We start from the raw sequence: 21,120 nt of genomic DNA, 5'->3' as shown, positions 1-21,120 counted from the left end.
TCTCACGCCTCATTGGCAAGAAGAACACGGGAGTACAAACATGAACCGCAGTGAGCTGGTGGCCGCTCTGGCCGATCGCGCCGAGGTGACCCGCAAGGACGCCGACGCCGTTCTGGCCGCCCTCGCCGAGGTGACCGGCGAGGTCGTCGCCAAGGGCGACGAGAAGGTCACCATCCCCGGCTTCCTGACCTTCGAGCGCACCCACCGTGCCGCTCGCACCGCGCGCAACCCGCAGACCGGCGACCCGATCCAGATCCCGGCCGGCTACAGCGTGAAGGTCTCCGCGGGCTCCAAGCTCAAGGAAGCCGCCAAGGGTAAGTAAGACCCTCAGCACGGCATGACAGGGCGGCCATCCCTTTTGGGGTGGCCGCCTTTCGTGTGCCCGGGGCGCCCGCAGGAGCGGTCCGGGGCCGTACGGGCGCGGGCGATGGGCCCGTATGGGGCAGCCGGTGCCCGCGAGGTGGCCTGTGCCCGCCCCGGAGGAGTTGGGTGGGGTGATCGGGAAGCCTCGGGGTGTACGTCCGTCAGGCGGGCTGCCACGGCCGTACGGGGGCGGGTACGCGATGCGGCACGGTCGGGTGCGCGGTCGGGCGGCCGACCTGCCCCCGGGTCGGAGCGCCCAAATGCGCTTGTCGCCCTCGCCGCGCCGCTCTACCTTGCCGAGGTGGATCTCTTCTCACGCTCCTGGACGGCGTTGCGGGCGGCGGTCGCCGCACTCGGGGACGCGGACTTCGCGCGGCCGTCCGGCTGTACCGGCTGGCTCGTGCGGGATCTGGTGTGCCATCTGGTCATCGACGCCCAGGATGTCCTGATCACCCTGGTGACCCCGGCCGAAACGGAACCGACCCGCGACGCGGTGACCTACTGGGATGTCGCCGCCACGCCGCCGACCGGTGACGACCCGCTCGACGCGCTGACCGTCCGGCTGGCCGCCGCGTACCAGGAGCCGTGGCTGCTCAAGTTCCACCTCGACGACCTCGGCTCCGCGGCCGCGCGTGCCGCCGAACTCGCCGACCCGGACCGCCGGATCGGCACCCGTGGCGAGGTCCTCACCACGGGGGACTACCTCTCCGCTTACGTCCTGGAGTGGACGCTGCACCACCTCGACCTGATCGCGCGTCTGCCGGATGCGGCGGAACCGCCCGCGGAGGGGCTGGCCCGGTCCCGCGCGATGCTGGAGAAGCTCGCCGGGGCCGCGTTCCCCGCGTCGTTCTCCGACACGGACGCGCTGCTGGTCGGCACCGGACGGCGTACCCCGACCGAGGCGGAGCGGGCCGAACTGGGCGCGCTGAACGGGAAACTCCCGCTGTACCTCGGGTGCTCGCCCGAGTGAAGGGCACGGTGTCGGAACCTGCCCTACGGGCGGGTGACCGCCGGGCGCAGGGCAACTGCCGGACGGCGCCCGGCCGGGAGCGCCGGGCGCAGCCAGGCAAAGCCAGAGGGCGGCACCCGTCCGGGTACCGCCCTCTCGGCGCGGCTCAGTTGGGCAGCGCGCCGTTCGGCAGCTCTACATCGGCGCCGAGTTCGACGAGCTTCTCCATGAAGTTCTCGTAGCCGCGGTTGATCAGGTCGATGCCGTGCACCCGGGAGGTGCCCTGGGCCGCCAGCGCCGCGATCAGATACGAGAAGCCGCCGCGCAGGTCGGGGATGACCAGGTCGGAGCCCTGAAGCTTGGTGGGCCCGGAGACGACCGCGGAGTGCAGGAAGTTGCGCTGGCCGAAGCGGCAGGCGGAACCGCCTAGGCACTCGCGGTAGAGCTGGATGTGCGCGCCCATCTGGTTGAGCGCGGAGGTGAAGCCGAGCCGGGACTCGTAGACCGTCTCGTGCACGATCGACAGGCCCGACGCCTGGGTCAGCGCGACGACCAGCGGCTGCTGCCAGTCGGTCTGGAAGCCGGGGTGGACGTCGGTCTCCAGGGCGATGGCGTTGAGCAGACCGCCCGGGTGCCAGAAGCGGATGCCCTCGTCCTCGATCTCGAAGGCGCCGCCGACCTTGCGGAAGGTGTTGAGGAAGGTCATCATCGACCGCTGCTGTGCGCCGCGGACATAGATGTTGCCCTCGGTGGCCAGCGCCGCGGACGCCCAGGAGGCCGCCTCCAGGCGGTCCGGGAGGGCGCGGTGGGTGTAGCCGTCGAGTTTGTCGACACCGGTGATCCGGATCGTCCGGTCGGTGTCCATGGAGATGATCGCGCCCATCTTCTGCAAGACGCAGATGAGGTCCTCGATCTCTGGTTCCACGGCGGCGTTCGACAGCTCGGTGACGCCCTCGGCCAGGACGGCGGTCAGCAGCACCTGTTCGGTCGAGCCGACCGACGGGTACGGCAGCCGGATCTTGGTGCCGCGCAGCCGGTGCGGCGCCTCCAGGTACTGGCCGTCGGCGCGCTTCTCGATCGTCGCGCCGAACTGGCGCAGCACGTCGAAGTGGAAGTCCACGGGCCGGCCGCCGATGTCGCAGCCGCCCAGGCCGGGGATGAAGGCGTGGCCGAGGCGGTGCAGCAGCGGGCCGCAGAACAGGATCGGGATCCGGGAGGAGCCCGCATGCGCATCGATGTCCGCGACGTTGGCGCTCTCCACGTGCGACGGGTCGAGGACCAGCTCGCCCGGCTCGTCACCCGGGCGCACCGTCACGCCGTGCAGCTGGAGCAGCCCGCGCACCACGCGTACGTCGCGGATATCGGGCACGTTGCGCAGTCGGCTGGGGCCGCTCCCGAGGAGGGCGGCGACCATGGCCTTGGGCACAAGGTTCTTCGCGCCGCGAACCCGGATCTCGCCCTCGAGCGGGGTGCCGCCGTGGACAAGCAGTACGTCGTCAGTAGAGACGGTCATGGATCTCGCGTTCCTGGAGACGGGCAGGGGCCAAGCTGAAATGGTAAGGGCGCCGGAGGGTGAGTCCGTAGGCCCGTGCACGCTTTGCACATGTAATGGCTTTGTCACAACACGCTCCGCTACGATCAGTCTTTGCTCTGTAATCGCCCTTTGGGGGAATTGCCGGGGAGTGTCCGCAATGAGTGTCCGGCGCGGACGGTGTGCGCCGGTGCTGCCGCCGTACGCCCTGCCCTGCCCTCACGCGGGTCCCGGCGTTGACTCCCCGCTCCGGGCAGAAGTGCGGGATCATGTGGCCATGACCGAGGTGTCCTCGCTCACAGGGCGGCTACTCGTCGCGACGCCCGCGCTCGCCGATCCGAACTTCGACCGCGCGGTGGTGCTGCTCCTCGACCACGACGAGGAGGGCTCCCTCGGCGTGGTCCTGAACCGCCCCACTCCGGTCGGGGTGGCGGACATCCTCGCGCCCTGGGCCGCACTGGCCGGTGAGCCAGGAGTGGTCTTCCAGGGCGGACCGGTGTCGCTGGACTCGGCGCTCGGGGTGGCCGTGGTGCCGGGCGGGCTGTCCGGTGAGGGCGGTATCCCGTCGGTGGACAGTGGCGCCCGCCCCCATGACGACGGCGTGGAGGTCGCCGGTGTACCGGCAGCGGACCGGGCGGGCGTCCAGTCGGGTGACGAGCCGCTGGGCTGGCGCAGGGTGCACGGTGCGATCGGCCTGGTCGATCTGGAGGCCCCTCCGGAACTTCTCGCGGCGGTGCTCGGCAGTCTGCGGATCTTCGCCGGGTACGCGGGCTGGGGGCCGGGCCAGTTGGAGGACGAACTGGTCGAGGGCGCCTGGTACGTGGTCGAGTCCGAGCCCGGTGATGTCTCCTCGCCCGACCCGGAGCAGCTGTGGCGCGCGGTCCTGCGGCGCCAACGCAATGAGCTGGCCATGGTGGCCACCTACCCGGACGATCCGTCGCTGAACTGATCCCTGCCGGGGCGGGGCCGAACCTGCCCGCCCGGGGTGCCGCGCGGCCGGTGCCTCAGGAACCCGATTTTGTTGACGACTTGATTATTGTGACGGCTTCGTCATGGGGAATTGTCAGCGCCCGTCGCTATGGTGCGGGATGACAGGGGACGGTGCGCGGCCGCGTCGGCGGGGCCGCGCTGGACACACGGGGAGAGGCCATGCACAGGCCGAGCGTGCCCGAGGATCTGGACCACCCGGAGCGCCTGTGGGCGCGCGCCGCGACGCTGGCGGTAGTGGCGGCCGCCGTGGACGACGGGGACGAATTCTCCTGGAGCGACCAGGGATTGCAGTGCTGGAACGTCGGCGGAAGCTACTGGTGGCGGCTGAAGATGTTCGAGGGCGGCCGGGCCCTGCTGTGCGGCCAGGACTCCGACGGCAGTCACACGCACAGCGGAGGCCGGCAGATCGACTTTCTGGACGGCGGCCCCGCGTGGCTGCCCTGGGAGGAGCTGCGGGAGGACGCCGACGGCAATCTCTTCGGCTTCGTCTACTGGTGGCAGGACGGCGCCTGGGCCCGCGCGCCGTACCCCGAGAAGCTGCCGGACGACGGCCTGGAGACGGCCATGAGCTGGGTCGCGCCCGGTGACGACGCGGTCCGGGAGATCGCCGAGGACCTCGTGGCCCGTACGGAGACCGAGGTCGACGCGGTGGGAGCGGTGCGCGCCTTCCTCGCCGCCGCCGAGGCCCGCACGGTCCGCGCCCAGGACATCGCCACCCTGCTCGACACGGTCTGCGGTCAGGACACCTGGTACGAGGTCCGGCCGGACGCCGCGCTGGCGTTCGCGACGGAGCTGGGGCTGACGGCGGGGGACCGGGGCGGGATGGCGGTGGCTTTTTAGCCACCCCGGCCCTCCCTCCGGGCAGCGCGGCCGGTGCGGGGCTCGGCGGGACGGTGCTCGGGGCGGGTCCGGCGCTCGGGGCGGGCCGGCGGCGTACGCGCTGCCCGGGGTGGCGGCCGGGGTGGCGGCCGCGGGTCCGGCGCTCCACCTGGCGGTGGGCCGACGCTCCCGGGTTGTCGCGCGCGTGAGTACCCTTGGCTGTTATGAGCACTGTTGAGCCCGAGCGCGGGGCAGGTACGGGGACCCTCGTAGAGCCGACACCGCAGGTGTCGCACGGCGACGGCGACCACGAGCGCTTCGCCCATTACGTCCAGAAAGACAAGATCATGGCGAGCGCGCTCGACGGTACCCCCGTCGTCGCGCTGTGCGGCAAGGTCTGGGTCCCGGGCCGCGACCCGAAGAAGTACCCGGTCTGCCCCATGTGCAAGGAGATCTTCGAGTCCATGGGCGCCGGTGGCGACAAGGACAAGGGCGGCAAGGACGGCGGCAAGAAGTAGCCGCGGCGGACCGTGCCCCCGGGCCGGTCCTGCCCGTCCGTCAGCGCATGAGCACGGCCGCGCGCCCGGCCGCACGCGCTCAGCTCCTGCCGTGGGCACAGCAGAGCCGCAGGACACGGTCCTCGTCCTGCGGTCGTGGCGCCCCGCCTCGGGTACGGGCCCGGTCCCTCACGGACCGGGCCCGCTCGCGTATCCGGCCGCGCTTCCGGGTGAAACGGGGGCACGGGCCGCGGCCGCCTCACGGGTCGGGTGAACGCGCGACGTCCCGGCACCCGGGCGCACAACCGCCCGTGGGCGCGCCGGAATTGCCCGGTCCGCGTTCCTGTTGCCCGTTCCCGGCGCGCTGCTTCCTGCTCCTTGCTGCCTGCTCTTTGCTCTCTGCGTCCGCGGGCAGTCTTCTGCGTACGCGGGCAGTCCTGTGCGTACGCGGGCAGGTCTTCTGCATACGCGTTGCTGGTCTTCTGCGTACTCCTACAGGCCGGAACGCTCCCGGGCCGGCCGGCACGGTGAAGGACGGACGGTATGCCGGATACGTACACCACCCCCACGGCGCCGGGCGGCGGCCTGGTCCCGGCGCCGCTGAGCATCGACGGGCCCGGCCGCGGCACCGTCCGGCTGGGCGCGGACACCGCGTTGGCGGCCGGTCCCGGCACCGAGGGCACCGCGCGCTGGCTGCGTGAGACCCTCGGCGCGGCCTTCGGTCTCCCGCTGCCGCCCGGCTCCGGCCACGCGCCGGACACGCTCGCCCTCGCCGTCGACCCGGCCCTGCCCCCGGAGGGCTACCGGCTGGCGGCCGACGCCCGTTGGGGCGTACGGATCACCGGCGGCGGCCCGGCCGGCGTCTTCTGGGGCGCCCAGACGCTACGGCAGCTCCTCGGGCCGCATGCCTTCCGCCGGGCGCCGCTCGCACCGGGGTGCGCGGCCGTCCTGCCGGAACAGACCATCGAGGACGGTCCCCGCTTCGCCTGGCGCGGCATGCTGCTGGACGTCGCCCGGCACTTCCTGCCCAAGGACGGGGTGCTGCGCGTGCTCGACCTGCTCGCCGCCCACAAGCTCAATGTCCTGCACCTCCACCTCACCGACGACCAGGGCTGGCGGATCGAGATCAGGCGCTACCCGAAGCTGACCGAGGTCGGTGCCTGGCGGGAGCGCACCAAACTCGGGCACCGGGCCTCCCCGTTGTGGGACGAGCGCCCGCACGGCGGCTACTACACCCAGGACGACCTCCGCGAGATCGTCGCCTACGCCGCCCAGCGGCATATCACCGTCGTCCCCGAGATCGACATCCCCGGACACTCACAGGCCGCCATCGCCGCGTACCCCGAACTCGGCAACACCGACGTCATCGACACCACCTCCCTGAAGGTCTGGGACACGTGGGGCGTCAACCCCAACGTACTGGCCCCCACTGACACCACCCTGCGGTTCTACGAGCACGTCCTGGACGAGGTCCTCGGCCTCTTCCCCTCGCCGTTCGTGCACATCGGCGGCGACGAGTGCCCCAAGGACCAGTGGCGGGCGTCCGCCACCGCCCAGGCGCGGATCGCCGCACTGTCACTGGCCGACGAGGACGAACTGCAGAGCTGGTTCATCCGGCACTTCGACCGCTGGCTCACCGACCGCGGCCGGCGGCTGATCGGCTGGGACGAAATCCTGGAGGGCGGACTGGCCCCGGGCGCCGCGGTCTCCTCCTGGCGCGGCTACGCGGGCGGTATCGCAGCCGCGAAATCCGGCCATGACGTCGTCATGTGTCCCGAGCAGCAGGTGTATCTGGATCACCGTCAGCACGCCTCACCGGACGAGCCGGTGCCGATCGGTTTCGTACGGACCCTGGAGGACGTCTACCGCTTCGAGCCGGTACCACCGCAGCTCACGGCCGAGCAGGCCGCGCACATCCTGGGCACCCAGGCCAATGTCTGGACCGAGGCCATGGACAGTCAGCAGCGCCTCGACTACCAGGTCTTTCCCCGGCTGGCCGCCTTCGCCGAGGTCGCCTGGTCCCGGCTGCCCGCCCCGGCCGCGCGCGACTACCAGGACTTCACCCGGCGGATGGCCGCCCACTACACCCGCCTCGACGCCCTCGGCGTCGGCTACCGGCCGCCCGGCGGCCCCCTCCCATGGCAGAAACGCCCCGGCGTGCTCGGACGCCCGATCGACGGGGCGCCCCCAAACGTGTGAGCCCGGAGGCAAGGAAGGCGCTCGTGCGGCCGGACCCTGGGACGGTGGTGCGGTACGGAGGTTCCCCCGCGCCGCCGTACCGCACCACCGCCGCAACGACGGTGTGCGCCCCGCCGGACGCCTCCGCCGACGCACCGCAGCGCAGTTCCGCACCGCCGGCGGCGGACGAAACCGGACCAGCGGCCTGTTCGGGGACGGATCGTCCCTTCGTGGACCCTCGCGCCGGGGGCCCGGGAAGATGTGCCAGAGTTGCCACGTCCGGTCTGTGAGCACGTACCGTACGGCGGAGCGGAACTGCCGGGACACCGGGGAAGGGGCAGCTGGCTTGACCACGCACGCACCGCACGCGTCGCACACGGTGACGTTGCCGGACTCGCTCGACGAGGCGGTGGCGGCGCTCACCGCCATGCCCGCCGCCGTGCCCGTCGCGGGCGGCACCGATCTCATGGCGGCGGTCAACGCCGGACTCCTCAGACCCGCAGCCCTGGTGGGCCTCGGCCGGATCAGCGAGATCCGGGGCTGGCAGTACCTGGACGGCCATGCGCTGCTCGGCGCCGGCCTCACCCTCGCCCGTATGGGACGCCCCGACTTCGCCGCCCTGATCCCCGGACTGGCCGCCGCCGCCCGCGCGGCCGGCCCGCCGCAGGTCCGCAACGCCGGCACCCTCGGCGGCAATATCGTGACCTCCGCCCCCACGGGCGACACCCTTCCGGTGCTCGCCGCCCTGGAAGCCACGGTGATCATCGCCGGCCCCGGGGGCGGCCGCCGCGAGATCCCGGTCAGCCACCTGCTGGCCGGCCGGGAGATGCTGAGCCCCGGCGAACTCGTCGGCTTTGTACGGGTGCCGCTGCTGCACGCCCCGCAGGCCTTCCTCAAGGCGACCGGCCGTACCGGCCCCGGCCGCGCCACCGCCTCGGTGGCGCTCGTCCTGGACCCGGCCCGGCGCGGGGTGCGCTGTGCGGTGGGCGCGGTCGCCGCCATGCCGCTGCGGCCCCTGGAGGCCGAGCAGTGGGTGGCCTCGCTCATCGACTGGGACGGCGAACGCGGCCTGGTGCCCGAGGCGCTGACGGCCTTCGGCGACTATGTCGCCGCCGCCTGCATCCCGGACCCGGCACCACCCGAGGACGGTTCGGAACCGGCCACCCTGCCGCCCGCTGCCCTGCACCTTCGCCGTACGGTGGCAGCCTTGGCCCGCCGCGCACTCGGGAGGGCGCTCTCATGAGCGAGCGCAGTGCGGGGGCCGCCCCGGTCGGAGACCGGTGGATCGTCAGCGAAAGGTGCGCGCCTCGCGAATGCGAGGCCGGGCGAAGTGAGGGCTCGGCATGAGCGACGCAGACAACCGCCATCCGTACCAGCCGCACCCTGACCAGGGCTGGCAGCCGCTGCCCCAGGGCGGCGAGTACGAGTCGGAGGCGACGGCCTTCGTGCAGCTCCCGGAGGGCTTCACCACCGGGGTCTACGGCGGTGGGTCGCCCCGGTACAACACCCCGGGCCCCGAGCCGCTGGCCGCACCCGGCCATGGCTACACCCCGCCGTCCTCCTTCGGCTCGCACCCCGCCACCCCGCCGGTCGAGGACCCGGCCACCGACCCCGCGTCCACCGCCCAGTGGACGATGCCCTTCGCTGACCCCTCGGCCGGTTACGCGGACCCGGCCGCGGGATACCCGGCCCACACGGGGCACGCACCCCATCACGACCCCGCTGCGGGCTATCAGGGCGGCGCGCCCGAGGCGGCCCAGCCGTGGGGCGGCGACGCCGTGGACTGGCCCGTGGCGGGCAGCCCGGAGGCGGGAGCCGGTGGCTCCTGGTCGGTCCCCGCTGCGGCGGACGACGGCCTGGAGGAATCCGGCGAGTACCTGGTCGGTGAGGACGGTCTGACGGGCCATACGGGACTTACCGGCGGTCACCCGGGCCTCCCCGGTCATCCGGGCCATCCAGGGCATCCGGGGCATCCGGGTGTGACGGGGCACGGTGCCGCCGACGGCTACCACGGTGGCGGATACCCGGGCGCCGGTGCGTACGGCGAGGCCGGGCACGCGGCGGACCCCGGCGAGTCCGCACCGACCGGGCACTGGAACTTCACCGCCGGGCTGAGCGCCACGAGCGCGCCGGAGACGCACCCGGGGGAGGCGCAGGACGCCGCGCACGGCGGCGCGGCGCACGACCCCTTCGGCGGCCCCGCGGGCGCCCCGTACGCGCACGAGGGCGGTCTCCCGCACCACGGCGGCGAGCCGGGCGGCGAACTGCCCGGAGACGGCGGCCCGTCGGACGGCGACCCGTATGCCACGGGCGCCGGCGGCCGGAACGCCGCGGCCGGCGACGCGACCGGACACTGGTCGCTGCCCGCCGACGCGCTCGCCCAGTGGCCGCCGCCCGCGGAGCCGGCGCAGCCGTCGCACGACATGGCGCCGCACCCGCAGGAGGCCGCGGACCGTCCCGACGGGGCGGCGGACGCGACCGGCGGAAGCGGCTGGACGATTCCGGTGGCCGAGGGCGAACCGGGGGAGCACTCCGGCGAGTTCACGCGCGCCGACGCGGCCGGGCGGCCCGCCTCGCCCGCCGTCCAGGAGGCCGACGGTCCGGCCAACGCTCCGACGGAGACCGCGGAGCGCGCTGCGCACCCCGAGCCCGGCGAGCCCGCGGACCACACCGGCACCGCCGGCCCGGCGGACGCCACCGGCGAGCATGCGGAGCCCCACGGCACCGCCGCTGACGCCGCCGGTTCCCCCGATGCCGCCGCCGGGCACCATGCCGGCCCGATCCCTTCCGCTACCGAGGAGCCCACAGAGACCGGGGCACCCACGGGGACCGACGCGGGCGGCGAGGACCATGCCGGCCTCGTCGAGGGGCTCGCCGCCGCCGCGCAGACCTCCGACCTCGCGGCCGATCCCGGCTTCGACGACCACGACGAACACCCCGCCTCCTCCTACGTCCTGCGCGTGAACGGCATCGACCGGCCGGTCACGGACGCCTGGATCGGTGAGTCGCTGCTCTACGTGCTGCGCGAGCGGCTCGGCCTGGCCGGCGCCAAGGACGGCTGCTCCCAGGGCGAGTGCGGGGCCTGTTCCGTCCAGGTGGACGGCCGCCTGGTGGCGTCCTGCCTGGTGCCCGCGGCCACCACGGCGGGCAGCGAGGTCCGTACCGTCGAGGGGCTCGCGGAGAACGGTGTGCCCTCCGACGTGCAGCGCGCGCTCGCCGCGTCCGGGGCGGTGCAGTGCGGCTTCTGCGTACCGGGGATGGCGATGACCGTCCACGACCTCCTGGAGGGCAACCACGCCCCCAGCGAGCTGGAGACCCGCAAGGCGCTGTGCGGCAACCTGTGCCGTTGCTCCGGCTACCGGGGTGTGCTGGACGCCGTCGGCGAGGTCGTCAAGGCCCGTGCGGAGGCCGCCGAGGCCGGCTACCCGCCCGCGGACGAACCGGACGGGGCGGCGCCCGCGGACACCGCCCGTATTCCCCACCAGGCGGGCCCCGCCGACGAAACGGGCCACGCCCCGCACGACCAGGATCGGCACACGGGAGGCTCCGCATGAGCGAGCGCAGCACGGGGATCCCCCCGGCCGGAGGCTGGGGGAGCACCGGGGAGCGGCGCGCTGCGTGCGGGGCCGTGCGAAGCGAGGTTTCGGCATGAGTGGCACGTCCGACGGCGCGGGCGCCGTCACCGCGACCCCCGCGGCGGGTGTTCCGGTCCCCGTCGAGCCGCCGCCGCACGGCCTGGGCGTCTCGCTGCCGCCCGCCGACGCGCCGGCGAAGACGGAGGGCACCTTCCCGTACGCCGCCGACCTGTGGGCCGAAGGGCTGTTGTGGGCCGCGGTGCTGCGCTCGCCGCACCCGCGCGCGCGGATCCTGTCCATCGACACCAAGCACGCGGTGGAGATGCCGGGCGTCCGCGTCGTCGTCACCCACGAGGACGTCCCCGGTGACGCGGGGCACGGGCGGGGCACCGCCGACCGCCCGGTGTTCGCCAAGGACGAGGTCCGCCACCACGGTGAGCCGATCGCCGCGGTGGCCGCCGAGCACCCCGACACGGCACGGCTGGCCGCCGCCGCCATCGCCGTCGAATACGAGGTCCTGGACGCGGTCACCGACCCCCAACTGGCCTTCGAGGCCGAGCCGCTGCACCCGGACGGCAACCTCATCCGGCACATCCCGCTCCGCTTCGGCGACGCCGAGGCGGTCGGCGAGGTGATGGTCGAGGGGCTCTACCGGATCGGCCGGCAGGACCCGGCGCCCATCGGGGCCGAGGCCGGGCTCGCGGTGCCGCGCCCCGATGGCGGCGTGGAGATCTACACCGCCTCCACGGACCCGCACACCGACCGCGATCTGGCCGCCGCCTCCTTCGGCCTCGAACCGGAGCAGGTCAAGGTCGTGGTGACCGGCGTCCCCGGCGCCACCGCCGACCGCGAGGACCCCGGCATCCAGCTCTCGCTCGGCCTGCTGGCGCTGCGTACGGGCTGCCCCGTCAAGCTCGCCGCGACCCGCGAGGAGTCCTTCCTCTCGCACGCCCACCGCCACCCCACGCTGCTGCGCTACCGCCACCACGCGGACGCCGACGGCAAGCTGGTCAAGGTGGAGGCGCAGATCCTCATGGACGCCGGCGCCTATGCCGACACCTCCGCCGACGCACTCGCCGCCGCGGTGTCCTTCTCCTGCGGCCCGTACGTCGTCCCGCACGCCGTCGTCGACGGCTGGGCGGTACGCACCAACAACCCGCCCTCCGGCCATGTGCGCGGCGAGGGCGCGATGCAGGTCTGCGCCGCCTACGAGGGCCAGATGGACAAGCTGGCCGCCCGACTGGGCCTGGAGCCCGACGAGATCCGGCTGCGCAACGTCATGGCCACCGGCGATCTGCTCCCCACGGGACAGACCGTGACCTGCCCCGCCCCGGTCGCCGAACTCCTGCACGCCGTCAAGGAAGCGCCGCTCCCCGAGCTGCCCAAGGACGCGCCCGAAGCGGAATGGCTGCTGCCGGGCGGGCCCGAAGGGGCCGGTGAACCGGGCGCGGTACGCCGTGGCGTCGGCTACGGGCTGGGCATGGTGCACATGCTCGGCGCGGAGGGCACCGACGAGGTCTCCACCGCGACCGTCAAGGTCAGCGGCTCGGCCGCCACCGTCATCTGCGCCGCCGTCGAGACCGGCTCCGGATTCTCCACGCTGGCCCGGCAGATCGTGCAGGAGACGCTCGGCATCGAGGACGTGCAGGTCGCGGGCGTCGACACCGACCAGCCGCCGGCCGGACCGGCCTGCCACGGGCGGCACACCTGGGTCTCCGGTGGCGCCGTCGAGCGCGCCGCCAAGATGGTGCGCACCCAGCTGCTCCAGCCGCTGGCCCACAAGTTCGGGATGTCCACCGAGCTGCTGCAGATCAACGACGGCAAGATCACCTCGTACGACGGGGTGCTCAGCACCACCGTCGCCGAGGCCCTGGACGGCAAGGAACTGTGGGCCACCGCCCAGTGCCGGCCGCATCCGACCGAGCCGCTGGACGAGAGCGGCCAGGGCGATGCGTTCGTCGGTCTCGCGTTCTGCGCGATCCGCTGCGTCGCCGATGTCGACATCGAGCTCGGCACCATCCGGGTCGTGGAGATGACCGTCGCCCAGGATGTGGGCCGGGTGCTCAACCCCCGCCAGCTGCGGGCCCGTATCGAGGCCGGGGTCACCCAGGGCATGGGCGCCGCCCTGATGGAGAACCTGCGCACCACCCGCGGTCAGGTCCGCCACCCCGACCTGACCGGCTACGCGCTGCCGACCGCCCTGGACGCCCCCGAGATCCGCATCGTCAAACTGGTCGAGGAGCGCGATGTGATCGCCCCCTTCGGCGCCAAGCCCGCCAGCGCGGTCCCGGTCGTCACCGCACCCGCCGCCGTGGCCTCCGCGGTCCGCGCCGCCACCGGCCGCCCCATCGGCCGCCTCCCGATCCGCCCTCAGGCGGCGGTGGCGCAGGTGGCGCAGGTGGCGCAGCAGTAGGAGCGGGACGGGGAGGGGCGGGGGGCTGTTGGGGCCGCGCCCCTTCGGGGGGTGCGGCTGCCGGGTGGGCGTTGGTGGGCTGCTTGTTCGCTTGGTGGGTGGGCGGGTGGCTTCGGGGGTGGGGTGGCTTGGGCTTTCGGTGCTCGCCCCTTGGGTTTTTCCCCGCCGCCCACCCGCTGGTTTGGTTTTTCCCCCCCGCCCACCCCCCTTCGGGGGGTGGGCGGGTGTATGTGGGTCGGTTTCAGGTGGCGTGCGCGTGGGTGGGGGCTGGGGGCGTGCGTGAGGGCGTGGCCCGGGCGGGGCGTGGGGGGGCGCGTGCGGGTGGCGGGCGCCTGAGTGCGGGTGCTGCGAGGGCGTTCTGCGTACGGCCGCGCCGTCTGAGGCGGGGGCCGATGGCCATGCACCGGTGCGGCTACGCGCGGTGTCCGTGCGCCGACGTGCCTGTGGCCCGCGGGTCGTGGCGCGGATCGGCGTGGGTGAGCGGCTGCGTATCCGTTCAGGGGCTCGGCGGATGCCTCGTGTGTGCTTTCCCTGCGATTGAGCGATGACCTGGGGTTTCACGCTCCGTCACGGGGGTTGTCAGTGGTGTCACTTAGAGTGATTTCCGGTGGGCGGGATGGCGACGCGCGAGGGGAAGGAACTGGCTTTGTGGGGGCAAAGTGCTTGCGGGGAGCGGGAATTGGAGGATGCTGGGGCGGCCGGAGTGGGCGCCGGGCTGTTGTGGGGATCGCGGGGATCGCAGGGGTTCGCGAGGCCGAGGGGGAGCGGGATGCCGCAGGAATGGGCGGGGGAGTCCGGGCGGGACCGGGCGGTGGAGCAGTACGTCCAGGAGTTATTGGTGCGACGGCCGGGCGGCCGGCCCGAGTTGCCCGCCACGTTGCTGCTGGGGCCGCGTGGCAGCGGTAAGACCACGGTGCTGCGCCACCTGGCGGACTGGGCCCGGCGGGCACCGGTGGCCCGGCTCGATCTGGCGGCGCTGGGCCAGGAGGGCCGTAAACCGATCGATGTGCTGGCCGCGTTGGTCTTCCAGCTCAACGAGAAGAAGCGGGACTTTGCCCGGCTGCGCTTCCCGGCGTTCGGGCTGCTGACGATCGCGGTCGCGGCGCGGATGGACGCGGCCGACCGGGACGCCGCCGTACGGCAGATGGAAGAGGCGCTGGTCGGACCGCCGGGCAACCGTTCGGAGGTGATCAACCAGCTCGCCACGTACGCCGCGACGGTCCTGGGTGCCCCGACCGCGATCACCGCCGCGCTGCCGCTGCTGCCGGAGTGGCGGCGCCACTGGGTGCGGCTGCGGGTGCGCTGGCAGCTGGCGCGTATCCGGCGCCGCAGCCGTGGCGGCGGTTCCGTCGACGGCTTTCTGGTCGACCTCAACCAGCGCTACGGCGACCGCGAGGCGGCCGAGCGGCAGCGGGCCGAGGCGGTGCTCTTCGACGCCTTCCTGGACGATCTGCGGCGGGCGTACGGCTCACGTGGCGGCGACAAGCGGCGTACGACGCAGTGTCTGGTGCTGCTGGACAACGTCGACAGTCCGCTGGGCAACGACTTCCTCAAGGCGCTGCTGGACGCCCGGCGGAAGGCCGGGGCGGCCGATCCGCTGCTGGTGCTCGCCACCGCGGGGAGCTATCCGGCGGCGCTGGAGGGCTTTGCGTTCGGCGGGCCGCGGCGGCCCGGTGCGCTGCCCGGCCGGTGGCCCGCGCAGGAGGAGAGGTTCGTTCCGGAGCAGGTCGTGAAGGGGCTGGTGGTGGGCCGGTTGCGCGATCTGGCCCGGCACGAGGTCGAGCAGCAGGCCAAGGAGGCGCTGCGGTCGGCCGGCCGCCGGGTGCCGGCGCCGGCCGCCGACAACGGTGTGCAGTGGCTGGGCTGGGCGGTGCATGAGATCACCCGTGGCCATCCGGCGGGCACCGCACAGCTGCTGGCGGCCCTGCTGGAGTGCCCGGCGGACGCCGGCTGGGAGGCGCGGCTGCGGCAGGTCCTGCAGCCCTTCTCGGAGCTGGTCGATGCCCTGCTGGAGCGGCTGTTGCCGATCGATGCCAGTGGCGAGCTGAGGCAGGCGCTGGCCCGGGGCGCGGCCGCCGTCGACCTGGCCCAGGCGCGGGCGGGCCGGGTGCTGTGGGACGAGTCGAGCGCCCGCGTCCAGGAGGAGTTCAACGACTTCTGTACGGACGTGCTGCGCACCATGCATCTCGACAGCGGTGACGAGGAGTCCGACGGCCGGACGGAAACCCCCCACCCGCTGCTGCGCCTGCTGTTGTTGCGACGGCTTGCCGCGGTCCCCGAGCCCGATGTCACGGCAGGTGGAATGGCCGGGGGCGGTGACGGGGCGGCCGGTGCCCGGGGGCGGCGGGCGGTGCATGCCGCGCTGCGGCACCGGGCGGCCGCCGCGGGGGAGGAGGCCACCGCCGCCTATCACGCGCTGGCGGGCGGCGATCTCGCCGCGGCCGCCGCCTATCTGGACGACGCGTTCGACCGGGTCGAGCCGGAGGAGTGGTGCGCCGAACTGTGCCGGCTGCGGCGCGCCCCGCTCGCCGACACCGGCCCGGCCCTCGACCAGCCGTTGTGGGAGCGCTACGAGCGGCTGGTGCAACACCTCGGCGAGGGCGCCGTCGAGCAGCGGCTGCGGACCATCACCCGGCTGCTCGCGGCGGTCTGGATCGGCCCCGAGCCGCCGGACGATCCCCGTACGGACCGGGTCGGTGATCCGTATCGCGATCCGCTCGGCGACCCCGGGGCCGAGCTGTACGGCGAGATCCAGGCCCGCTTCCACACCCTCGCGGTGCATGCCGACAGCGTGCCGTGGACCTCGGCACTGCTGCGGAAGGCGAAGCAGTACGGAAAGGAGCCGTGGCTGTGAGCACCCGTGTCTTCGAACCGCCCCGGCCGCCGCGGCGCTGGGGGTTGTGGATCATCTCGGTGCTGGTGGCGGCGGCGGTCGTGGTCGCCGGCGTGGTGCAGATCGCCGAGACGAACGGACGGTGCGGGGAGGGCGTCCGCGAGATGGCCGACGGCGAGTGTGTGGGCGTCACGGACGGTGCGTACGCCTTCGGGAACATGAAGGCGCTGAGCGACAGGATCCGCGCCGAGAACGCCAAAGTCGCCAAGTCCGGGGAACGATCGGTCACCATCGCCTATCTGGAGGCCATGGCGGGCGGTTCCGCGGACCGCGGGCCGGAGGCCACCCGGCAGGCCGTCAGCGGCGCCTACCTCGCCCAGCGCACCCTGAACGCCGAGCGCGCGACCCTCCCCAAGATACGGCTGCTGCTCGCCAACACCGGCCGCGGCGACCGCCATTGGCGCCCGGTCGTCGATCAGCTCATCGCCATGAAGGACAAGGAACATCTGGTCGCGGTGGCGGGCTTCGGGCAGAGCAACGACCGGACGATGAGCGCCGTGAAGCAGCTGCGGGCCGCCGGGCTGCCGATGGTCGGGGCGACCGTCGCGGCGGACGGGCTGAGTTCCCGTACGGCCGGGTTCTACCGGGTCTCCTTCCCCAACCGCGACCAGACCGCGGCCGCCGCCGGCTACCTCAAGGAGCAGCAGCGCAAGCACCCCGGCTACCGCGTCCAGGTGATCCGGGACGGCAACGAGAAGGACGACTACAACACCTCGCTCTACGAGGACTTCTCGGCGGCGGCGCGGCGCGCGGGCCTCGACGTGGACGACGAGGTCATACCGTTCCGCTCCGGGGAGGCCGAGGAGGCGACGGCGGGCAATGCGCTGTCCCTGGTCGCCGACAAGGTCTGCGGCGACCCGAAGCCGCCGGACGTGGTGTATTTCGCCGGCCGGGGGCGGGAACTGCGCCGGTTCATCGAGGCAGCCGGCGAGGGCGGCCGGCACTGCCGTACGACGGTGCTCTCCGGCTCCAGTGCGCTGGGCGTCTACTTCGACACCGGGGGCGACCGGCACCGCGCCGAGCTCGCCACCCTCGCCGCACGCTGGAAGGCCAGCCAACTGACCGTCTACTACACCGCCTTCACCCACCCCGCGATATCCAAGGAGGTCTACGGCGGCGCCGGGCACGGCCCGTTCGGCGCCTTCGAACGGGCCTATCGCGAAGAGGTCGGCGGCCCCACCACCGACCTCGCCAGCGGTCAGGCGATGCTCGGCCATGACGCCACGTACACCATCGGCAAGGCGGCCCGGAACGCCGTCGGCGTCTACGGCACCCGCCAGGTCACCGCCCGTATGGTCCTGGCCCTGCTGGAGCAGACCAACGGCAGATCCAGGGTCCGTGGCATCAGCGGCTACATAGCCTTCGACCCGGACACCGGCGAGCCGGTGGAGCGCCCACTGGCGCTGGTGGAACTGCGCCGCCCGACGGACTCCGGCGAGGCCGGCGACATCTACCGCTTCGTGGACGGGCTGTCCGTCGGCCGGTAGGGGCGAGGCACAGGGAGCGGTGCCGCGGGCCCCTGGCGCCGAGCGCGTCCGGAGGCGGTCCCCACGGGGGTTGGGGCCGCCCCCGGACGTCGCACGGGGGCCTCGCACGGGGTCCTCGCACGGGCACGGGGCCCTCCGGTGCGTGGAGGCCGTGGCGGGATTCGAACCCGCGTCACTCGCTTTGCAGGCGAGCCCCTGAACCACTCGGGCACACGGCCGGGGTGCGGTGCTGTCCTGACTGTAGGCCGCGGGGCGGGGGGACCGGCAAGGGTGTGGGGCCACCTGCCATGAGGCTGCAATGTGGGGAAACGGGGCGCAACACGCGGCAATGTGTGGTCACACGCGCGGCAGCGCGGGCCGACGTGGGACAGCGCGGGCCGGCATGGGACGGCGTGGGCGGCATGGGCCGCCATGGGAGGGCAGGGGGCGACAGGGGACAGCGTGGGGCGAAGTGGGGTTTCTGAAGGTGCTGGGAGGCGGGGGCTTGGTGGGGCGGGCGGGCCCTACGTCGCGTGCAGGAAGTTCTCCACCAGCGGTCCGAACACTGCCGGTTCGTCCACCCAGGGGTAGTGGCCCACGCCGTGCAGGGGGTGTACCTGCGCGTCGGGGAATGAGGCGGCCACCAGTTCGCCCGCTTGCATGCCGGTCACGCCGTCCCGGTCGCCGGTCACCACCAGCACCGGGCAGGTCACCTCTTGCAGCCCGGTCAGCAGGGTCAGTCGCAGCTGCTCGTCCACGCCCTGCCAGAAGCCGGCCCGCGGCACCGGTCCCAACTGTTCGCCCTCCGTGGCGGCATGAGCCTGCTGCGGTTCGTCCCACCGGCCGTAGGCGAGTGGTGCCGCGGCGAACAGCAGCTCCCGTACCTCGCTCAGATCGGTCGCCTCGGCCAGCTGCTCCAGTGCCGCCGAGGCCTCCGGCCACCACTCCTCGTGACGGCGGGCCTCGAAGATCTCCCGTGCGTCGTCGGGGAGTTCGCCCTGCAACCGGGAGCCGGGGCAGACCAGCACCAGGCGGGTCAGCCGCTGCGGATACCCCGCCGCGTACGCCTGCGCGACCGCGGCCCCCGCGTCGTGCGCGAGCAGCGCGAACCGTTCCAGGCCCAGATGCGCCCGGAGCGCCTCCAGGTCCTCGGCGAGCTGCGGGAAGGCGTAGCGGGCCGGGTCGGCGGCGGCCGGGGAGGCGCCGGTGCCGCGGCCGTCGGGCAGGATCAGCTGCCGGTGTGCGGCCAGGCCGCCGAGGTCGCCCAGATACGCGGCGTCCCGCCCGGGTCCGCCGGCCAGGCACACCAGGGGCGGCAGCGGGGAGTGGGCCGGGCCGAGCACGCGGTAGTGGAGCTCGGCATCGTCGTACGTACGGAAGTGCGGCATACGGAGAGCCTGCCCGACGTGTGGCGATACAGGCGGGGCGGAGGCGGTCCGGCGGGCCTGCGGCGTAGGACCGACGACCGACCCGATCCCCGTCCTCCGCCAGGGGCACAACCGTGGTACGGCCCTTACGCTGGCCCGATGACCGCTGACCGCCCGCACGACTTCGGCACCGGTGCCGGCACGGGGACCGGCGCCGGCCCCCACCTCGGCACCGACGAAGACACCGGCCTCGGAATCGGCACGGCCGGGGGCACCGACGCCGCCCCCGGGGCGCTGACCCCCACCGCACCCGGCGCGGAGCGCATCGCTCCCCCCGGCGCGGACCGCATCGCTCCCCCCGGCGCGGACATCACCGCCACCCCTGGCGCGGAGATCACCGCCACCCCCGGCCACGGCGTCCGGGCCGCCGACGACGGCGCCGATGGCGGGCCGCACGGCGGCATCCTCGGCCGGGCCCATCGTGCGCTCACCCTCGGCATCATCTCCGTCGTCTCGCTCGTCGCCTTCGAGGCCAGCGCCGTGAACACCGCGATGCCGGTCGCCGCCCGCGCCCTGGACGGCATCGGGCTGTACGCCTTCGGCTTCTCCGCGTTCTTCACGGCGAGTCTGTTCGCGATGGCGCTCGCGGGGGAGTGGAGCGACCGGCGCGGGCCGCTCGGGCCGCTGTTCGGCGGGATCGCCGCGTTCGGCACGGGGCTGCTCATCGCGGGCGCCGCCCGGAGCATGGGGATGTTCATCGTGGGCCGCGGGGTCCAGGGCATCGGCGGTGGGCTGGTGGTGGTCTCGCTCTACGTGGTCGTCGGGCGCGCCTATCCCGAGCGGCTGCGGCCGTCGATCATGGCGTCGTTCTCGGCGGCCTGGGTGGTGCCGGTGATCGTCGGCCCGCTGGTCGCCGGGACCGTCACCGAACACCTCGGCTGGCGCTGGGTCTTCCTCGCCATCCCCGCCCTGATACTGCTGCCGCTCGTGGTGATGCTGCCCGCGCTGCGCACCCTGCCGCGCACCGGGCCGGCCCCGGCGGGCGGCGTACGGCAGGTGCTGGGCAGCCGGCGCTGTCTGCTCGCGCTGGCCGTCGCGGTGGGCGCCTGCCTGCTGCAATACGCGGGCCAGCACCCGGCCTGGCCCGCCCTGTTGCCCGCGGCCGCCGGGCTGGCGCTGCTGGCGCCCGGCATCGTACGGCTGCTGCCCCGCGGTACGTTCCGGGCGGCGCGCGGCCTGCCGAGCGTGGTGCTGCTGCGCGGGCTGGCCGCCGGGGCGTTGGTCGCCGCCGAGAGCTTCATCCCGCTGATGCTGGTCACCCAGCGGGGACTGTCCGCCACCGTCGCCGGGCTCTCGCTCACCGGCGGCGGGCTGACCTGGGCCCTCGGCTCGTACGTGCAGAGCCGACCGCGTCTGGAACCGCACCGGGAACGGCTGATGGTCCTCGGCATGGTGCTCCTGGCGCTGGCCATCGCGCTGGTGCCACTGGCGTTGCTCGACGGCGTGCCGGTCGGGATCGTCGCGGCGGCCTGGACGCTCGGCGGCTTCGGCATGGGCCTGAACATCTCCAGCGCCGGCGTCCTGCTCCTGAAACTGTCCCGCCCCGAGGAGGCCGGCAGTAACTCCGCGTCCCTGCAGATGTCGGACGCGCTGGGCAATGTGACGTTCGTCGGCCTCGGCGGTGTGTTGTTCGTCGCGTTCGGCGGCGGCGAGATCGGCTTCGCCACTCCTGCCGCCATGAGCCACCCCTCGGCGTTCGTGGCCGTGTTCGCGATGATGGCGGCGGTCGCGCTCGCGGGTTCGGTTGTGGCTTGCCGTCTTGAGTAGCCCCACGTTTTCGGCTTTCCCGCCGTGGTTGTTGCTCGCCGTTTGTTGCCCGCTACGCGGTGCCCCCGCCGTGCGCTGCGCTTTGCCTTCGGCCCGCGTTTTCGGCTGTCCCGCCGTTGCTCCCCCACTGCCTGAAGGGCGTGGGAGGTACCCCCACGCGGCGGGCGGGTCCGCTGCGCGGGGCTGTCGGGGTGCGGTGACGGGCCTGCGCGGGTGGGGTGTGCCGGACTGCTTCGCTTTACGTCCGGCACA

14 protein-coding genes and 1 tRNA gene are annotated in these 21,120 nt (G+C 73.6%); 12 read left to right on the top strand and 3 right to left on the bottom strand.

Features of this window, described 5'->3' with window-relative positions:
* Window positions 1-40: 40 nt before the first annotated feature.
* Complete coding sequence (locus ACZ4XD_RS22660; RefSeq protein ID WP_006605312.1) at window positions 41-322, top strand: HU family DNA-binding protein; 282 nt, start codon at window positions 41-43, stop codon at window positions 320-322.
* Window positions 323-664: 342 nt separating this feature from the next.
* A complete protein-coding gene (locus ACZ4XD_RS22655) occupies window positions 665-1,333 on the top strand; it encodes a maleylpyruvate isomerase N-terminal domain-containing protein (RefSeq protein ID WP_468044714.1) in 669 nt (222 codons plus the stop codon).
* Between the two features lie 145 nt (window positions 1,334-1,478).
* On the opposite strand, the gene murA is transcribed toward ACZ4XD_RS22655, so the two are convergent.
* Window positions 1,479-2,825 (bottom strand): UDP-N-acetylglucosamine 1-carboxyvinyltransferase, encoded by a 1,347-nt coding sequence (gene murA / locus ACZ4XD_RS22650; RefSeq protein WP_468044712.1) that lies wholly within the window; start codon window positions 2,823-2,825, stop codon window positions 1,479-1,481.
* A 295-nt stretch (window positions 2,826-3,120) separates the two neighbouring features.
* Here murA and ACZ4XD_RS22645 point away from each other — a divergent pair, with 295 nt between their 5' ends.
* From ACZ4XD_RS22645 to ACZ4XD_RS22605, 9 genes are all read left to right on the top strand, one after another.
* The gene (locus ACZ4XD_RS22645) at window positions 3,121-3,792 is read left to right on the top strand and encodes a YqgE/AlgH family protein (protein ID WP_042155249.1); all 672 of its coding nucleotides are present in this window, start codon (window positions 3,121-3,123) and stop codon (window positions 3,790-3,792) included.
* A gap of 200 nt (window positions 3,793-3,992) precedes the next feature.
* Window positions 3,993-4,673, top strand: coding sequence for a hypothetical protein (locus tag ACZ4XD_RS22640; RefSeq protein WP_468044710.1), 681 nt, complete (start codon window positions 3,993-3,995; stop codon window positions 4,671-4,673).
* A 203-nt stretch (window positions 4,674-4,876) separates the two neighbouring features.
* The gene (locus ACZ4XD_RS22635; protein ID WP_078568732.1) at window positions 4,877-5,170 is read left to right on the top strand and encodes a DUF3039 domain-containing protein; all 294 of its coding nucleotides are present in this window, start codon (window positions 4,877-4,879) and stop codon (window positions 5,168-5,170) included.
* Between the two features lie 522 nt (window positions 5,171-5,692).
* The gene (locus ACZ4XD_RS22630) at window positions 5,693-7,348 is read left to right on the top strand and encodes a beta-N-acetylhexosaminidase (protein WP_468044708.1); all 1,656 of its coding nucleotides are present in this window, start codon (window positions 5,693-5,695) and stop codon (window positions 7,346-7,348) included.
* Between the two features lie 325 nt (window positions 7,349-7,673).
* Entirely contained in the window at window positions 7,674-8,570 is an 897-nt protein-coding gene (locus tag ACZ4XD_RS22625; protein WP_085928300.1) for an FAD binding domain-containing protein, read from the top strand.
* Between the two features lie 100 nt (window positions 8,571-8,670).
* The gene (locus ACZ4XD_RS22620; RefSeq protein ID WP_468044705.1) at window positions 8,671-10,881 is read left to right on the top strand and encodes a (2Fe-2S)-binding protein; all 2,211 of its coding nucleotides are present in this window, start codon (window positions 8,671-8,673) and stop codon (window positions 10,879-10,881) included.
* A gap of 94 nt (window positions 10,882-10,975) precedes the next feature.
* Window positions 10,976-13,315, top strand: coding sequence for a xanthine dehydrogenase family protein molybdopterin-binding subunit (locus ACZ4XD_RS22615; RefSeq protein ID WP_468044703.1), 2,340 nt, complete (start codon window positions 10,976-10,978; stop codon window positions 13,313-13,315).
* Between the two features lie 769 nt (window positions 13,316-14,084).
* On the top strand, window positions 14,085-16,169 hold the full coding sequence (locus ACZ4XD_RS22610) for an ATP-binding protein (RefSeq protein ID WP_468044701.1): 2,085 nt from the start codon (window positions 14,085-14,087) through the stop codon (window positions 16,167-16,169).
* Window positions 16,166-17,695, top strand: coding sequence for an ABC transporter substrate-binding protein (locus tag ACZ4XD_RS22605; RefSeq protein ID WP_468044699.1), 1,530 nt, complete (start codon window positions 16,166-16,168; stop codon window positions 17,693-17,695). Before ACZ4XD_RS22610 ends, ACZ4XD_RS22605 begins: the two co-directional genes overlap by 4 nt.
* A 143-nt stretch (window positions 17,696-17,838) precedes the next feature.
* Here the strand turns inward: ACZ4XD_RS22605 and ACZ4XD_RS22600 are convergent.
* A tRNA-Cys gene (locus tag ACZ4XD_RS22600) sits at window positions 17,839-17,913 on the bottom strand.
* Between the two features lie 285 nt (window positions 17,914-18,198).
* Complete coding sequence (locus ACZ4XD_RS22595; RefSeq protein WP_468044697.1) at window positions 18,199-19,062, bottom strand: alpha/beta fold hydrolase; 864 nt, start codon at window positions 19,060-19,062, stop codon at window positions 18,199-18,201.
* A 138-nt stretch (window positions 19,063-19,200) separates the two neighbouring features.
* Here ACZ4XD_RS22595 and ACZ4XD_RS22590 point away from each other — a divergent pair, with 138 nt between their 5' ends.
* Window positions 19,201-20,868 (top strand): MFS transporter, encoded by a 1,668-nt coding sequence (locus ACZ4XD_RS22590; protein ID WP_468044695.1) that lies wholly within the window; start codon window positions 19,201-19,203, stop codon window positions 20,866-20,868.
* Window positions 20,869-21,120: the final 252 nt, after the last annotated feature.

The sequence above is a fragment of the Streptomyces sp. NPDC029466 genome (assembly GCF_055574515.1).
The sequence above is the reverse complement of the archived record's forward strand: the minus strand, read 5'-3'. Positions and strand labels throughout refer to the sequence as shown.

What these genes read in the sequence shown, in the direction of transcription:
- ACZ4XD_RS22610 (WP_468044701.1), top strand. Translation starts at nt 14,085, where the DNA reads ATGCCGCAGGAATGGGCGGGGGAGTCCGGGCGGGACCGGGCGGTGGAG.
- ACZ4XD_RS22635 (WP_078568732.1), top strand. Translation starts at nt 4,877, where the DNA reads ATGAGCACTGTTGAGCCCGAGCGCGGGGCAGGTACGGGGACCCTCGTA.
- ACZ4XD_RS22630 (WP_468044708.1), top strand. Translation starts at nt 5,693, where the DNA reads ATGCCGGATACGTACACCACCCCCACGGCGCCGGGCGGCGGCCTGGTC.
- ACZ4XD_RS22645 (WP_042155249.1), top strand. Translation starts at nt 3,121, where the DNA reads ATGACCGAGGTGTCCTCGCTCACAGGGCGGCTACTCGTCGCGACGCCC.
- ACZ4XD_RS22595 (WP_468044697.1), bottom strand. Translation starts at nt 19,062, where the DNA reads ATGCCGCACTTCCGTACGTACGACGATGCCGAGCTCCACTACCGCGTG.
- ACZ4XD_RS22620 (WP_468044705.1), top strand. Translation starts at nt 8,671, where the DNA reads ATGAGCGACGCAGACAACCGCCATCCGTACCAGCCGCACCCTGACCAG.
- ACZ4XD_RS22640 (WP_468044710.1), top strand. Translation starts at nt 3,993, where the DNA reads ATGCACAGGCCGAGCGTGCCCGAGGATCTGGACCACCCGGAGCGCCTG.
- ACZ4XD_RS22615 (WP_468044703.1), top strand. Translation starts at nt 10,976, where the DNA reads ATGAGTGGCACGTCCGACGGCGCGGGCGCCGTCACCGCGACCCCCGCG.
- ACZ4XD_RS22660 (WP_006605312.1), top strand. Translation starts at nt 41, where the DNA reads ATGAACCGCAGTGAGCTGGTGGCCGCTCTGGCCGATCGCGCCGAGGTG.
- murA (WP_468044712.1), bottom strand. Translation starts at nt 2,825, where the DNA reads ATGACCGTCTCTACTGACGACGTACTGCTTGTCCACGGCGGCACCCCG.
- ACZ4XD_RS22590 (WP_468044695.1), top strand. Translation starts at nt 19,201, where the DNA reads ATGACCGCTGACCGCCCGCACGACTTCGGCACCGGTGCCGGCACGGGG.